Below are 13,576 nucleotides of genomic sequence, written 5' to 3' on the forward strand. Positions count from 1 at the left end.
GCGACCGCCAGGCTGCCCGCGAGCAGCAACGCGACCGCCGCGGCGAGGATCACCAGCCGCGGCTTGCGATACCGATCGGACAGGATCGCGGCGAGCCACGCGGTCCGATCGCCGACCTGCGCCAGCGCGGCGGCGACGAGCGCCGCCATCAGCGCGTCCATCGCTAACGCGTCATGCGCGGGTCATCCCGCGAGCCGGACCGAACAGGCGGCCGCGAAGACATGGCAGGCCTGGACGTCCTGCCGCTCGCTGTAGATCGCGTCGCTGAGCGTCATCAGCCAGCCATGGACGAGCGCGCCATGTTCGCCGCGCGACAGTGCCGAATCGATGAAGTGCGTGACGGTCACCGCGGGGTTCATGCCGTTGCGATGCGCGATCAGGCGGATCGCGTCGATATCGGGCGCGAGATCGGTCGCACCGGTATAGGGCGCGCGGACGTCGATCGCGGCGATCCGGGCCGCAAGCTCGGCCTTTACCAGCGCCAGATCCTGGAATTCCGCGACTCGCTCGGCAACCTGCCCCATGATCCCGCCTCCTGTCTTTCTTATGGGATGCATCATGCGCCCATGCCGATAAAGATGGGGTTAAACACCCTGTGATGCGGGATTCCGGGGCGAATATGGGGTGATATGGTTGACTTGGCCGGCAGCATGCGCCATGCGCCGCGACAGATCGGGCGGTGGCATGCGTGCTGCCGCCCTAGCATTTTCAGCCTTAAGGATTGGGCTCATGGCCAAGCCGACTACCGTCAAGATCAAGCTCGTCAGCACCGCGGACACCGGCTTCTTCTACGTCACCAAGAAGAATCCCCGCACGAAGACCGAGAAGCTCTCGTTCAGCAAGTATGATCCCGTCGTGCGCAAGCATGTCGAGTTCAAGGAAGCCAAGATCAAGTAAGTCGACGCGGCGGCGATGCCGTCGCGCGTTTACGATGCGATCGCAAGGCCGCGGGTAGCGATACCCGCGGCCTTTGGCGTTCCTGCGCGGCAGGTCTCGTTGTTCGTTCAGATGAACGCGCGCACCGCTTCCATGAAGCGGGCGAGGCTGATCGGCTTCGAGATATAGGCGTCCGCGCCCGCGGCACGGATCCGGTCCTCGTCCTCGCGGCCTGCATAGGCGGTGACCGCCATCACCGGGATCGCGCGCAGCACGTCGTCCGCCTTGAGCTCGAGGATGATCTCATAGCCGGTGACGTGTGGCATCTGGATGTCCATGATGATCAGGTCGGGGGCGAATTCGCGCGCCCGCACCACCGCCTCGCGCCCGTCGCGTACAGGTTCGGCAAGGTAATCATGCGCCCGCAAAAGGTCGCAGAATAGTTTCAGGTTGAGTTCGTTGTCCTCGACAACGAGCACCTTCTTTGCCACGCGAGCCACCATTCGTTTCAAGAAGGATGACAATAGGCAATGCGCGGCGCCGTTACAAATCAAGACGCTGAGGCCCTGGCACTGCAAGCCCTGGTATGGACGCTGAGCGAGCCGGACCGAGCGATGCGCCTGTTGTCGGTGACCGGACTCGACCCTGCCGACCTGCGCACGCGGGCCGGGGAGCCCGCCGTGCTCGCGGCGGTACTCGGTTTCCTCGAATCGCATGAACCCGATCTTGTCGCCTGCGCCGAAACGCTCGGCATCAGGCCCGAGGCGCTGGTCCGCGCGCGGATGACGCTCGATCCGGGGTTCGAGGCATGAAGCCGCTGCTGATCAGCGATTGCGACGAAGTGCTGCTGCACATGGTCAAGCATTTCGGCACCTGGCTCGACGAGGCGCATGATATCGATTTCGAAATCGGGCACGGCGATTTCGCCAACAGCATGACGCGCCGCGACGGCGGGCCCGCGCCCACGCGCGAGGACATGTGGGCGCTGCTCGGGGGGTTCTTTCCCGCAGAGATGCACCGCCAGACGCTGGTGCCGCATGCCCGCGAGGCGCTCGCGTCGCTCGCCGAGATCGCGGACATCGTGATCCTGACCAATTTGCAGGACGAATGCCGCCTGCCGCGGATCGAGCAGCTCGCCGCGTTCGACATCGCCCACCGCGTCGAGTGCAACCAGGGCGGCAAGGGCGACCCCGTCGCGCGGCTGGTCGCCGAATATGGCAACCCCGTCACCGTCTTCGTCGACGACCTCGCGGTACATCACGAATCGGTCGCGCAGCATGCGCCGGGCGTCCACCGGCTGCACATGGTGTCCGAGCCGACGCTGGCGGGGGGCGGTGCCCAGGCGCCCGCCGCGCATGCCCGGATCGACGACTGGCGCGAGGCGCAGGCCTGGATCGCCGCGCGGTTCGCCGCCGGGGTGCCCGCGGACGCTTGACCCGCCCCCCGTGGCTGTGGTGAGACCGCGCACATGACCGATCGTATCGACCGCAAGCTCGAAGAGCTTGGCCTGACGCTGCCGCAGGCCGCCGCCCCCGTCGCATCCTATGTTCCCGCCGTCGAGGCGAACGGGCTGCTCCACATCTCCGGCCAGCTGCCGTTCAAGGATGGCCAGATCGTCACCGGTCGCCTCGGCGACGGCGTGTCGCTCGAGGACGGGCAGGACGCGGCGCAGCGTTGCGCGCTGATGCTGGTCGCGCAGATGAAGGCGGCGCTCGGCTCGCTCGGCCGCGTCGAGCGGATCGTGAAACTCGGCGTGTTCGTCAATTCGCATGGCGATTTCACCGATCAGCCCAAGGTCGCGAACGGCGCGTCCGACCTGATGGTCCAGCTGTTCGGCGAAGCGGGCAAGCATGCCCGCTCGGCCGTCGGCGTTCCCGTGCTGCCGCTGGGCGCCGCGGTCGAGATCGACGCGATCGTCCAGGTCTCGGCCGCTTGAGACTGACGCCTGCGCGCCTATTTTAGGAGCGCATGACAGCCATTACCGCCCGCATCGCCCAAGGCGTTACCTCGATCGCGGCGGAGGACTGGGACGCCTGTGCCGGCGACGCGAACCCGTTCGTCGGCCACGCCTTCCTCGCCGCGCTCGAGGCTTCGAAAAGCGTCGGTGGACGATCGGGGTGGCAGGCGCTGCCGGTGGTCGTCGATGGCGACGACGGCAGGCCGGCCGGGATCGCGCCCGCCTATGCCAAGAGCCACAGCCAGGGCGAATATGTGTTCGATCAGGGCTGGGCCGATGCGTGGGAGCGGGCGGGGGGGCAGTATTACCCCAAATTACAGATCGCCGCGCCGTTCAGCCCGGTGCCCGGCCCACGCCTGCTCCTGCGCGACCCGGCAGTTGCGCCCGCGCTGATCGCCGCGCTCGAGGCGGTGACCGACCAGAGCGGGCTGTCCTCCGCGCATGCGACCTTCATCGCTCCCGCCGAAGTCGCGCTGTTCGAGGCCGCCGGATGGCTGATCCGTCAGGGCACGCAGTTCCACTGGACGAATGAGGGCTATGCGAGCTTCGACGATTTCCTCGCCGCGCTCGCCAGCCGCAAACGCAAGGCGATCCGCAAGGAGCGCGCCGCCGCGGTCGAGGGGCTGACGATCCGCCATCTGACGGGCGCGGAGATCACGCCCGCGCACTGGGACGCGTTCTGGGTCTTCTACCAGGACACGGGCAGCCGCAAATGGGGCCAGCCCTATCTGACGCGCGCCTTTTTTCGATCGAATCGGTCAGACGATGGGCGACCGGGTGCTGCTGATCCTCGCCGAGCGTGACGGCGTGCCGATCGCGGGGGCGCTCAACCTGATCGGTGCGGACACGCTCTACGGCCGCTATTGGGGCGCGACCGAGGAGGTGCCGTTCCTCCATTTCGAGCTCTGCTATTACCAGGCGATCGATGCGGCGATCGCGCGCGGGCTGACGACGGTCGAGGCGGGCGCACAGGGCGAACACAAGCTCGCGCGCGGCTATGCGCCGGTCGCGACCTATTCCGCGCATTACATCCCGGATCCGGCTTCCGCCGCGCGATCGCCGATTACCTCGTCCGCGAACGCGAGGCGGTCGCCTCCGACCGCGAGTATCTCGGCGAGCTTACTCCGTTTCGGCGGGCGGAACCGCCGACCGGTTGACCTTGTACAGCACGCTGGTGCCGTCGCGGCGGATCGGGGTCAGGTCGCGGATCAGCGCGGGGTCGAACGCCGGCGGGTGGATCAGCCACACATAATCGAACGCTTCGCGGGGGAAATGCTCTAGCGCCATAGCGATCGGCCGCCAGAACTGGCCACGACACCGGATATCCGTAACGATTTCGGACGGATCATGCGCGAAGCCGCGCGCGATCGGATAGCGCGTCGTCATCAACTGTCCGCCCGCCATCGACCACTGGTCGTTGGTGAAGGCCAGCCGCCGCTCGAGCAGCAGCGCCGGGACATGCTCGAGCCGCGAATAGGCCCAGTCGTCGCGACAGCGCCGCCCGACGAACGAAACCACGCGTGCGCGCTCGGGCACGGTGTCGATCGCGGCGATCGCCTGGTCGTAGCTGCGGTCATAGATCAGGAAGCTGATCGTGGTGCCCGCCAGCCGGACCGCGAAGAAGCTGAACCCCAGCACCGCCAGCGTCGCGGCACCGCGCAGCGACAGGCGGTTGCGCGGGCGCAGCGCGATGATCGCGAACGCCAGCATGAACGGCGCGAGGCGCATGTCGGCATAGGCCGAGCCGAACACGATCCGCGGCAACAGGATATAGACCAAAGCCAGGAATAGCGCGGACAGCGCGAGGTTGCGCGAATATTCGATCGTCTGGTCGCGCACACCGCGGAACAGGATCACGAACAGCACGGTGACCGACGCGATGTCGAACGCCATCCAGCGATCGCGCAGGACCATCGTGATCCAGTTCATCTTCCAGCGCCAGTTGAACCAGTCCTGCGTCTTGCCCGTGACGTGGTCGCCTGACCGCCATAGCACCATCATCACCATCGGCAGCGCCAGCGGGATACAGCTGAGCCCGGCGCGGATGCACGCGCCGATCCAGCCCTTGACGGCGCCTTCGCCGCGCACCCCGGTCTTGCGGATGTCGTGCTGGCGGATCAGCTCTGCGGAGAAGGCGAGCACGCCCAGCACGCCCCAACCGAAGGTATGGCACAGCCAGAGCAGGCAGGATCCGGGCACGAACAGGATCGTGCGCAGCCGCAGCCGCTCAAGCCGCCCGAGGCGGAGCCACAGCGCGAACATGTTGAGCGCGAGCGCCATCGCCAGCGCGAAGTTCACGAAGCCGAACTGGAACGGATAGCTATAGGCGAGCGGCAGCGCGAACAGCGCGGTCGCCGGGATCCGGCCATGCACCTCGCGCGCGATCCACAGCAGTCCGGTGACGGTGAGCGCGGGTATCGCCATGACGATCAGCTTCACGGCGAGCTGCAACCCGAAGATCGGCGCGAGCGGCACGATCAACAGGTCGATGCCGAGATTGCCGATCAGCTGCCAGCGGAAATCATACCATTGGCTGAGCCAAGGATTGTCGCCGATCGCGAGCTGGACGCGGTAGCGCCCCATATGCCCGGGCAGATCGACCAGCGGCGGCACCTCCGGCCACAGCAGCGGGATGATCGATGCCAGCGCGACGCACGCGACGAACGTGCGCGTCTGCCACCAGTGAAGTTCCGTTGTTGTCCCCCGCGCCATCCCTCGACGCCTAGCGCCGCAGGGGGGCATTCGACAAGCGCCGACCGCGCCGCATTGCGACGGAATACACCGCCAGGGCTCCCGGCCCCCGAGCGTCGGGGGACGGGAGCCGGTATCGCTCACACTTGGTCGCGGCGGCCCAGCAGGCGCAGGCGCAGCGCGTTCAGCTTGATGAAGCCCGCCGCGTCGCGCTGGTCATAGGCGCCCTGATCGTCCTCGAACGTCACGACCTTTTCCGAATAGAGCGAGTTGGGCGACTTGCGGCCAACCACATACACGCCGCCCTTATAGAGCTTCAGCAGGACGGTGCCCGACACCTTCTCCTGGCTGTGATCGATCGCTGCCTGCAGCATCTCGCGCTCGGGCGAGAACCAGAAGCCGTTGTACAGCAGCTCGGCGTAGCGCGGCGCGAGCTCGTCCTTCAGATGCGCCGCGCCGCGATCGAGCGTCAGCTGCTCGATACCGCGATGCGCGAGGTGATAGATCGTGCCGCCCGGCGTCTCGTACATGCCGCGGCTCTTCATCCCGACGAAGCGGTTCTCGACCAGGTCGAGACGGCCGATGCCGTGACGGCGGCCATAGTCGTTGAGCGTCGACAGCAAGGTCGCCGGGCTCATCCCCTCGCCGTTGATCGCGACGCCGTCGCCACGCTCGAAATCGATCGTGATGTACTCGGGCACGTCGGGTGCGTCCTCGGGGTTCACCGTGCGCGAATAGACATAGTCGGGGACCTCGTCCCACGGATCTTCGAGAACCTTACCCTCGGACGAGGTGTGCAGCATGTTCGCATCGGTCGAGAAGGGCGACTCGCCGCGCTTGTCCTTGCTGACCGGGATCTGGTGCTGTTCGGCGAATTCGATCAGCTTGGTGCGGCTGGTGAGATCCCACTCGCGCCACGGTGCGATCACCTTGATGTCGGGCGACAGCGCATAATAGCCGAGCTCGAAGCGGACCTGGTCGTTGCCCTTGCCGGTCGCGCCGTGGCTGACCGCGTCGGCGCCGACCATCCGGGCGATCTCGATCTGGCGCTTGGCGATCAGCGGCCGCGCGATCGACGTGCCGAGCAGGTACAGCCCCTCGTACAGCGCGTTCGACCGCATCATCGGGAACACGTAATCGCGCACGAATTCCTCGCGCAGATCGTCGACGAAGATGTGCTCGGGCTTGACGCCCATCATCTCGGCCTTGGCGCGTGCGGGCTCGAGTTCCTCGCCCTGGCCCAGATCGGCGGTGAAGGTGACGACTTCGCAGTTGTAGGTCTGCTGGAGCCATTTCAGGATCACGCTGGTGTCGAGGCCGCCCGAATAGGCGAGGACGACCCGATTGATGCCGGCGTCGCCGGCGGCGCGGTTGATCTGATCGGTCACGGGCAAGATCCTTTGGGCAATATCCAATGCCCGCGCCCCTATGCGCTGGACGCCCTGCATGCAACCGGAGCATGCAACCCGCCGCATTCATGGCGCGTACAACCAACCCGCGCTACGTGCGCCCCCAGATCATTTGGAGTGTACCGACCGTGCTACGTCAAACGCTTACCCTGTTCGTCCTCGCCGGCCTCGCGCGCCCGCGCTGGCGCAGGAGACCCGCGCCTCCGTTTCCGCCAAGTTCAAGGCCGAGTTCGCCGCGCGCGATACCAACAAGGACGGCGTCCTGACGCGCGCCGAGGTCCAGGCGGGGATCAGCCAGATGAAGGTCGGGCCGGGGCGCCCGGATCCGGTCCACGCCAAGCGGCTCGCCGAACTGTGGTTCAGCAGCGCCGACACCAACAAGGACGGGAAGGTCACGCAGCCCGAGGCCCAGGCACTGCTCGCCGCGACCTTTGCGAAATATGACGCGAACAAGGACGGCAAGATCGGCGGCGACGAGCGGTCGGCCGCGAAATCGCAGATGCAGGGCAGCCGCTGAGGCCACCCTTATAGTATCGTCATCCCCGCGGAGGCGGGGATCCAGACAGGCTGGCCTTTCGGTTCCATCACCGGAGCCTGCCAGTCTGGATTCCCGCCTTCGCGGGAATGACGAACGTACGGATCTTACCCTGCGCCAAGCGGCGGGAAATCACCCCGCGCGCAACGCCCGTTCGCCCTCGATCATGTAATCGCGTGTCAGCGGCAGGGTCATCCGGCTCTTCGACAGCTGGATCTGGTAATTGACCATCCCCCCGGTCCGGAACGCCGCCGCCGCACCCGCAAGGTAGAAGGTCCACATCCGGTAGAAGCGCTCGTCATACAACGCGACGATCGCGTCCTTCGCCGCCACCGTCCGGTCGTACCAATGGTCGATCGTCAGCGCGTAATGGACGCGCAGCACCTCGATATCGGTCGGGAAGAACTTCAGCCCCTCATAGCCGCGGACGATCTCCGAAAGCGCGGGGTTGTAGCCGCCGGGGAAGATATATTTGGTCGTGAAGGTGTCGGTCACGCCGGGCCCGCCCATGCGGCCGATCGTGTGGAGCAGCATCACCCCGTCTGCGCTCAGCAGGTCGCGGCACTTGCGGAAGAACGTCTTGTACTGCGGCGGGCCGACATGCTCGAACATGCCGACCGACACGATCCGGTCGAACGTGCCCGTCAGCGCGCGATAGTCGATCAGCTCGAACTTCACCTTGTCCGCGACGCCGGCCTCCTCGGCGCGGCGCCGCGCGACCTTCAGCTGTTCCTCGCTCAGCGTGACGCCCAGGACCTGGGCCCCGGTCTTGGCGTGCAGGTACAGCGCCATGCCGCCCCAGCCGCAACCGATGTCGAGCACGCGCATGCCGGGCTGGATCGCGAGCTTGGCGGCGATATGCGCCTTCTTGTCGTCCTGCGCCTGTTCGAGGCTGTTGCCGGCATCGGTGAAGTACGCGCACGAATATTGGCGATCGGCGTCGAGGAACAGGTCGTAGAGCCGGTCGGACAGGTCGTAATGATGCGCGACGTTCTTCTTCGACCGGCGTGCCATGTTCACCCGGTCGACGCGGTGGACGACCTTGTCGAGCAGCTTGATCGGCAGCGAGGGGTTGAGCCCGCCACCGCGCTCCCACGGGCTGTTGCCCTTGAGCAGGGTGACGAGGTCACGAATGTCGCCGCGCTCGATCACCAGGCGGCCGTCCATGAACGCTTCCGCCGCGCCCAGCGCCGGGTGGCGGACGATCGCGCCCGCGACACCGGGGGCGGTGAGGCGGATCGTGACGGGGGTGTAGGCAGGGTCGGGCGTGCCGAACTGCTTGGTGGTACCGTCCGCGTGGATCAGCGTGAGTTCGCCGGTTTTTACCTGCCGGGCGAGAAAGCGATCGAATAGGGCCATGTCGCGTTAGCTAATGACTGGTACGGAAATGCGCCACCCCCCGGGCGGCGTCAGATTCCCGCATACCAATCATAATCCACGTTATCTTCCCAATAGCCGCCCTTGCCCTTGCCGATCCCGGCCAGGCTGGCGACGGCGTCTATCGCCATGATATATTTGGCATGTTTGTAGCCAAGCTGACGTTCGACGCGCAGCCGGACGGGGGGCGCCGTGCGCGACGTCGAGAATCTGACCATTTAACGCCCAGGCGAGGATCGTCTGTGGGTGGAATGCGTCGATCAGGTCGATCGACTCGTAATAGGGCGTGCCCCGGTACAGGTCGGCGCAGGTGAAGACGATGTAGCGCGCGGTGTCGCGGATTCCCGCAGCCTGCAACAGCGTGGCAAGCTTCGGGCCCTGCCACTTGGCGATCGCCGACCAGCCCTCGACACAGTCGTGCCGCGTGATCTGCGCGCGCGCGGGCATCTGGCGGAGCTGCGGCAGCGAGAGCGACAGCGGCCGGTCGACCAGCCCGCCGACGCGCAACCGATAGTCCGCGAAGTTGTTCACCAGCATCTCGGTATAGGCCGGGGTGCCGGGGTTGCGCGTGCCGTTCGACCGGAAGATCGGCGACATCTGTGCCGCACTGAATTCGGGGACGAGCGCGTTGCGGTCGGTCAGCGCACGTTGCAGCCCGCGCTGCATCTCCTCGCCCATGAACAGGATCTTGCGCGCCTCGGGATGCTGGATGATCTTGTCGCACCCGGTGAGCAACGCGCCGGCGCCGACCGCCGCGCCCGCGACCAGCGAGCGGCGGGTGATGATGGTGCTCATGCGGCGTCCTCCCCGGTATGCGCGGGGACGTGCCCCGGAACGGTAAAGCGTCCGGTGATCATCGATCGCACCTCGTTCCACGCGCCCGCCAGGATCACGAGCGCGAGGTGGACGATGATGAACAGCACGAGCGCGACCATCGCGATGAAGTGGATCGACCGCGCCGACTGCCGCCCGCCGAAGATGTCGAGCAGCCATGGCCAGGCGGCATCCATCGCCGGCGACATCGCCAGCCCGGTGAGGATCATCACCGGCAACAGGATGAAGATCGTCGCGACATAGGACAGCTTCTGTAGGATGTTGTACGCGGCCGGTCGCTTCGGATCGTGAAAGCGCAGCGCCAGATGCTCGCGCACGTCATGCGCCACCTCGCGCGGCGCAAGCTCGCCCGCCCGGACGCGAAGGTCGCGCTGGAAATGCCGGTTGAACAGGCTGACGATCATGAAGCCGAGCAGCGCGAACGACAGCACCAGCGCGAAGAACAGGTGCCAGCGTCGCGAGATGGCGAGGTTGTAGCTCGCGGGGATCGTCAGCAGGTTGATCAGCGTCACCACCCAGCCCGGCCACTGGTCGAGCGTCGTCCACGCCTGATCGAAGTTCGCACCATAGCGCCCCCAGTAGAATCGCGGATGCGCCTTCAAGATGCCGATCCCGCTGCCGATCATGATGAACATCGCCACCGCGGTGATCCAGTGCCACAGCCGCGTCGCGATCCGGTGGCGTTTGATGACGGTGACAGGGGCGGTGGCGATAGGGCGGGCGGGATCGTTCATGCTTGGCCTTCGCTTTAGGCGACAAGCTCCGACCATAGCAGGGATACGCGTATGACCGAATGGCATTCTTACGAACCGGCGAGCGGCCATCGCCTGCCGCATGATCCGCTCAACGCGATCGTCGCGCCGCGCCCGATCGGCTGGGTGAGCACGCTGTCCGCGGACGGCGTACCCAATCTTGCGCCCTACAGCTTCTTCAACCTGTTCAACTACACCCCGCCGCTGATCGGCTTTTCGTCGATGGGGTGGAAGGACAGCGTCGCCAACATCGCCGCGACCGGCGAATTCGTCTGGAACCTCGTCAGCCGCGATCTGGGCGAGGCGATGAACGCGACCGCGGCCAATGTCGCGGCGGACGTCGACGAATTCGCACTCGCGGGGCTCGAGACGCTGGCGTCGCTGCACGTGAAGCCGCCGCGCGTCGCCGCGAGCCGTGCGCAGTTCGAATGCAAGGTGACGCAGATCGTCCGGCTGGAAACCAAGGAGGGACGCGAACTCGACCAGTGGCTGGTGCTCGGCGAGGCGGTCGCGATCCATATCGACCCGGCGATGCTCGAGGACGGTGTGTACCAGACCGCGCGCGGCGAACCGATCCTGCGCGGCGGCGGCCCGGCGGATTATTTCGCGATCACCGAGGAGTCGCTGTTCAAGATGCGTCGGCCGGGTTGACCTGAGGCGGTTGGTCCACCCGCGAAGGCGGGTGCCCAGACTGGGTCCCCGCCTTCGCGGGGACACACGCCTCAGCCATACGCTCGCCAGAAGAACACGATCGTCGTCGCGATCGTCACCAGCAGCGTCCACACCCGAATGACCTTGGCGGGCAGCACCAGCCCGAGCTTCGCCCCGAAATGCCCGCCGACGATCCCGCCGAGGAGCATCGGTATGCACAGCGCCCAATAGACCATGCCGGTGGCGATGAAGATGATCGTTGCCGCGAGATTGGCGACCGCGAGCATCAGCGTGCGCGGTGCGGCAAGCATGGCGGGCGTCGCGCCCGACAACAGCCCCCAGGCGGCGGTCAGCATCAGCCCGACCCCGCCGCCGAAATAGCCGCCATAGACGCCCAGCATCGCCTGCACCGCGACCAGCGATTTCGGCCCGATCTCGACGCGTGACCGCAGCCAGAGCGACGCCTGCGTGCCGAACGCGATCGCCAGCGTCGCGAACAGCAGCAGCCACGGCACGATCAGGTCGAACGCGCGTGCCGAGGTCGCGACGAGTAAAAGGCTGCCGACGAGCCCGCCGACGAAGGTGATCCCCGCCATCGTCCGCATGCCGACGCCCGACACCGGCTCCAGCCCGTGCCGGTAGGTCCATGCGCTAGCCATCGCGCCTGGCTGGAGCGAGACGTTGCTCGTCGCATTGGCGAAGGTCGACGGCACGCCCAGCCCGATCAGCGCGGGCATCGTCGCAAAACTGCCGCCCCCCGCCAGCGCGTTCATCGCGCCGCCCAGCAACCCCGCACCCGCCGCCAGTGCCACCACACCCAAATCAGGCAAGCGCGGCTTCGCGATCGAGTTGCGCGCGGCTTTTCTTCTCCGACGCGGTCTTCAGCTGCCCGCACGCCGCATCGATGTCGCGGCCGCGCGGCGTGCGCACCGGCGCGGAGATGCCCGCCCCGAACACGATGCTCGAGAAGGACTTGATCCGCTCGGGGGTCGAGCATTCATAGGCCGCGCCCGGCCATGGGTTGAACGGGATCAAATTCACCTTGGCGGGCAATTCATATTTGCGCAGCAGCCGGACGAGTTCGTGCGCATCGGCGTCCGAATCATTCTTGTCCTTCAGCATCACATATTCGAACGTGATCCGGCGGGCATTATTGGTGCCGGGATAGTCCGCGCAGGCCTGGAGCAGTTCCTCGATGCCGTATTTGCGGTTGAGCGGCACGATCTCGTCGCGCACCTCCTTGGTCACCGCGTGCAGCGACACCGCGAGGTTCACGCCGATCTCAGCACCCGCGCGCGCCATCATCGGCACCACGCCGCTGGTCGACAGCGTGATCCGGCGGCGGCTGAGCGCGAGCCCTGCGCCGTCCATCACCAGCTTCAGCGCATCGCGGACATTCTCAAAATTATACAGCGGCTCGCCCATCCCCATCATCACGATGTTGGTGAGCATGCGCCCCTCGGGCTGGCTCGGCCATTCGCCCAGCGAATCGCGCGCGAGCATCACCTGGCCGACGATCTCGGCAGGCGTCAGGTTGCGGACCAGCCGCATCGTGCCGGTGTGGCAAAAGGTGCAGTTGAGCGTGCAGCCGACCTGGCTCGACACGCACAAGGTGCCGCGATCCGCGTCGGGGATGAACACCATCTCGTAATCCTGCGCGTCGTCCGATCGCAGCAGCCATTTGCGCGTGCCGTCGGTCGACACCTGCGCCTCGACCACATTGGGCCGGCTGATCACGAAGCGCTGCTCGAGCCACGGGTGCATCGTCTTCGAGATGTCGGTCATCGCCGAAAACTCGGTCGCGCCGCGATTGTAGATCCAGTGCCACAGCTGCTTGGCGCGCAGCTTGGCCTGTTTTTCCTCGAGCTGCGACGTCTCCAGCGCCATGCGCAGATCGGCGAGCGACAGCCCGAGCAGGTCGATACGCCCGTCGCTGCGCGACACGAAGCTGCGGGGAACGGGCACGGGATCGATGTGCCCGGGGATGGGCATGAGGTTCGCGGCGGTCTGCATGGGGCGGCCCTTAGCGGAATTTTGCCGATTTTTCTACAGCGTGTGTGGAGCGAAGCGTTGCCGCCATGAACACCACGCGCAGCCCCACGCGATAACACCTCCCCCGGCGAAGGCCGGGGCCCAGTTGGGGAACGGAGGTAAGGACGGCCAGCCCGTCGTTACGACCACCTTTCCACCTGGCCCCGGCCTCCGCCGGGGAGGCGCAGATGTTCGGCGCGTTCTTACCCCCCGCGACACGCCAGCACCGCGGCATCGATCGCCGTCGCCGCGCCCGACAACGCATAGACATCCGCGAACGGCCGGCGCCGACCCCGACCGCCTCGACGCTCATGCTGCGTCCCGATCGCAGCGCGGCGACGATCGCGCGGTCGCTGGGGGCATCGCTCGCCCACGCGTCCAGCCCGTTTGCGGCCAGCGCAAACCGGCGTTCGCCGACCGTCAGCGTCACCCCGGCGGAGCGATCGCGCTCGCGGCTGAGGCG

15 protein-coding genes and 3 pseudogenes are annotated in these 13,576 nt (G+C 66.6%); 7 read left to right on the forward strand and 11 right to left on the reverse strand.

What is annotated here, in order from left to right; translation table 11 throughout:
* Both NI18_RS23415 and NI18_RS13035 read right to left on the reverse strand, forming a co-directional pair.
* The coding region (locus NI18_RS23415) for a TMEM165/GDT1 family protein (protein WP_198527011.1) at positions 1 to 161 on the reverse strand (161 nt) is incomplete at its 3' end.
* 21 nt (positions 162 to 182) lie between these two features.
* Entirely contained in the window at positions 183 to 524 is a 342-nt protein-coding gene (locus NI18_RS13035; RefSeq protein ID WP_052149193.1) for a hypothetical protein, read from the reverse strand.
* Positions 525 to 729: 205 nt separating this feature from the next.
* Between NI18_RS13035 and rpmG the strand changes: the two genes are divergently transcribed.
* Positions 730 to 897: a 50S ribosomal protein L33 gene (gene rpmG, locus NI18_RS13040; RefSeq protein ID WP_017977469.1), complete on the forward strand. Its 168-nt coding sequence runs from the start codon at positions 730 to 732 to the stop codon at positions 895 to 897.
* Between the two features lie 107 nt (positions 898 to 1,004).
* Here the strand turns inward: rpmG and NI18_RS13045 are convergent, their stop codons facing one another.
* Entirely contained in the window at positions 1,005 to 1,367 is a 363-nt protein-coding gene (locus NI18_RS13045) for a response regulator (RefSeq protein ID WP_037530317.1), read from the reverse strand.
* A gap of 39 nt (positions 1,368 to 1,406) precedes the next feature.
* Between NI18_RS13045 and NI18_RS13050 the strand changes: the two genes are divergently transcribed.
* The 4 genes and pseudogenes from NI18_RS13050 to NI18_RS13065 all read left to right on the forward strand — a co-directional run bounded on the left by NI18_RS13050 (position 1,407) and on the right by NI18_RS13065 (position 3,990).
* Positions 1,407 to 1,688: a DUF3572 domain-containing protein gene (locus tag NI18_RS13050; RefSeq protein WP_037530319.1), complete on the forward strand. Its 282-nt coding sequence runs from the start codon at positions 1,407 to 1,409 to the stop codon at positions 1,686 to 1,688.
* Positions 1,685 to 2,311 (forward strand): hypothetical protein, encoded by a 627-nt coding sequence (locus NI18_RS13055; RefSeq protein WP_037530323.1) that lies wholly within the window; start codon positions 1,685 to 1,687, stop codon positions 2,309 to 2,311. The genes NI18_RS13050 and NI18_RS13055 overlap by 4 nt, the downstream gene beginning before the upstream one ends.
* Before the next feature lie 33 nt (positions 2,312 to 2,344).
* Entirely contained in the window at positions 2,345 to 2,812 is a 468-nt protein-coding gene (locus tag NI18_RS13060; protein ID WP_031396590.1) for a RidA family protein, read from the forward strand.
* A gap of 32 nt (positions 2,813 to 2,844) precedes the next feature.
* Positions 2,845 to 3,990: pseudogene (locus NI18_RS13065) on the forward strand (GNAT family N-acetyltransferase).
* Here the strand turns inward: NI18_RS13065 and NI18_RS13070 are convergent.
* Positions 3,953 to 5,545 (reverse strand): hypothetical protein, encoded by a 1,593-nt coding sequence (locus tag NI18_RS13070; protein ID WP_192007908.1) that lies wholly within the window; start codon positions 5,543 to 5,545, stop codon positions 3,953 to 3,955. The pseudogene NI18_RS13065 and the gene NI18_RS13070 sit on opposite strands and share 38 nt — an antisense overlap.
* Before the next feature lie 119 nt (positions 5,546 to 5,664).
* On the reverse strand, positions 5,665 to 6,912 hold the full coding sequence (locus NI18_RS13075; RefSeq protein ID WP_306286405.1) for an argininosuccinate synthase: 1,248 nt from the start codon (positions 6,910 to 6,912) through the stop codon (positions 5,665 to 5,667).
* A gap of 133 nt (positions 6,913 to 7,045) precedes the next feature.
* On the opposite strand from NI18_RS13075, the gene NI18_RS13080 reads away from it, so the two are divergent.
* Positions 7,046 to 7,450: an EF-hand domain-containing protein gene (locus tag NI18_RS13080; RefSeq protein ID WP_052149194.1), complete on the forward strand. Its 405-nt coding sequence runs from the start codon at positions 7,046 to 7,048 to the stop codon at positions 7,448 to 7,450.
* Positions 7,451 to 7,600: 150 nt separating this feature from the next.
* Here NI18_RS13080 and NI18_RS13085 read toward each other — a convergent pair whose 3' ends face one another.
* The 3 genes and pseudogenes from NI18_RS13085 to NI18_RS13095 form a co-directional block, all read right to left on the reverse strand.
* Complete coding sequence (locus NI18_RS13085; protein ID WP_037530326.1) at positions 7,601 to 8,827, reverse strand: cyclopropane-fatty-acyl-phospholipid synthase family protein; 1,227 nt, start codon at positions 8,825 to 8,827, stop codon at positions 7,601 to 7,603.
* A gap of 50 nt (positions 8,828 to 8,877) precedes the next feature.
* A pseudogene (locus tag NI18_RS13090) lies at positions 8,878 to 9,640 on the reverse strand (molybdopterin-dependent oxidoreductase).
* Entirely contained in the window at positions 9,637 to 10,413 is a 777-nt protein-coding gene (locus NI18_RS13095) for a cytochrome b/b6 domain-containing protein (protein ID WP_042466308.1), read from the reverse strand. Before NI18_RS13095 ends, NI18_RS13090 begins: the two are co-directional and overlap by 4 nt.
* A 51-nt stretch (positions 10,414 to 10,464) precedes the next feature.
* Between NI18_RS13095 and NI18_RS13100 the strand changes: the two genes are divergently transcribed.
* The gene (locus NI18_RS13100; protein WP_037530329.1) at positions 10,465 to 11,082 is read left to right on the forward strand and encodes a flavin reductase family protein; all 618 of its coding nucleotides are present in this window, start codon (positions 10,465 to 10,467) and stop codon (positions 11,080 to 11,082) included.
* 71 nt (positions 11,083 to 11,153) lie between these two features.
* Here the strand turns inward: NI18_RS13100 and NI18_RS13105 are convergent, their stop codons facing one another.
* The 3 genes and pseudogenes from NI18_RS13105 to NI18_RS27060 form a co-directional block, all read right to left on the reverse strand.
* Positions 11,154 to 11,912 (reverse strand): sulfite exporter TauE/SafE family protein, encoded by a 759-nt coding sequence (locus NI18_RS13105; RefSeq protein WP_037530331.1) that lies wholly within the window; start codon positions 11,910 to 11,912, stop codon positions 11,154 to 11,156.
* Positions 11,905 to 13,095, reverse strand: a complete 1,191-nt coding sequence (rlmN, locus tag NI18_RS13110) for a 23S rRNA (adenine(2503)-C(2))-methyltransferase RlmN (protein ID WP_037530332.1) — start codon at positions 13,093 to 13,095, stop codon at positions 11,905 to 11,907. Before rlmN ends, NI18_RS13105 begins: the two co-directional genes overlap by 8 nt.
* Before the next feature lie 221 nt (positions 13,096 to 13,316).
* Positions 13,317 to 13,576: pseudogene (locus tag NI18_RS27060) on the reverse strand (hypothetical protein); the annotation flags it as partial.

It is taken from the genome of Sphingomonas sp. Ant20 (assembly GCF_000783375.1).
In the GTDB taxonomy this organism is placed as follows: domain Bacteria; phylum Pseudomonadota; class Alphaproteobacteria; order Sphingomonadales; family Sphingomonadaceae; genus Sphingomonas; species Sphingomonas aerolata.

Bases quoted from the DNA above. Each gene is read 5' to 3' on its own strand.
- NI18_RS13035 (WP_052149193.1), bottom strand. From the start codon at position 524: ATGGGGCAGGTTGCCGAGCGAGTCGCGGAATTCCAGGATCTGGCGCTG.
- rpmG (WP_017977469.1), top strand. From the start codon at position 730: ATGGCCAAGCCGACTACCGTCAAGATCAAGCTCGTCAGCACCGCGGAC.
- NI18_RS13050 (WP_037530319.1), top strand. From the start codon at position 1,407: ATGCGCGGCGCCGTTACAAATCAAGACGCTGAGGCCCTGGCACTGCAA.
- NI18_RS13055 (WP_037530323.1), top strand. From the start codon at position 1,685: ATGAAGCCGCTGCTGATCAGCGATTGCGACGAAGTGCTGCTGCACATG.
- NI18_RS13060 (WP_031396590.1), top strand. From the start codon at position 2,345: ATGACCGATCGTATCGACCGCAAGCTCGAAGAGCTTGGCCTGACGCTG.
- NI18_RS13070 (WP_192007908.1), bottom strand. From the start codon at position 5,545: ATGGCGCGGGGGACAACAACGGAACTTCACTGGTGGCAGACGCGCACG.
- NI18_RS13085 (WP_037530326.1), bottom strand. From the start codon at position 8,827: ATGGCCCTATTCGATCGCTTTCTCGCCCGGCAGGTAAAAACCGGCGAA.
- NI18_RS13095 (WP_042466308.1), bottom strand. From the start codon at position 10,413: ATGAACGATCCCGCCCGCCCTATCGCCACCGCCCCTGTCACCGTCATC.
- NI18_RS13100 (WP_037530329.1), top strand. From the start codon at position 10,465: ATGACCGAATGGCATTCTTACGAACCGGCGAGCGGCCATCGCCTGCCG.
- rlmN (WP_037530332.1), bottom strand. From the start codon at position 13,095: ATGCAGACCGCCGCGAACCTCATGCCCATCCCCGGGCACATCGATCCC.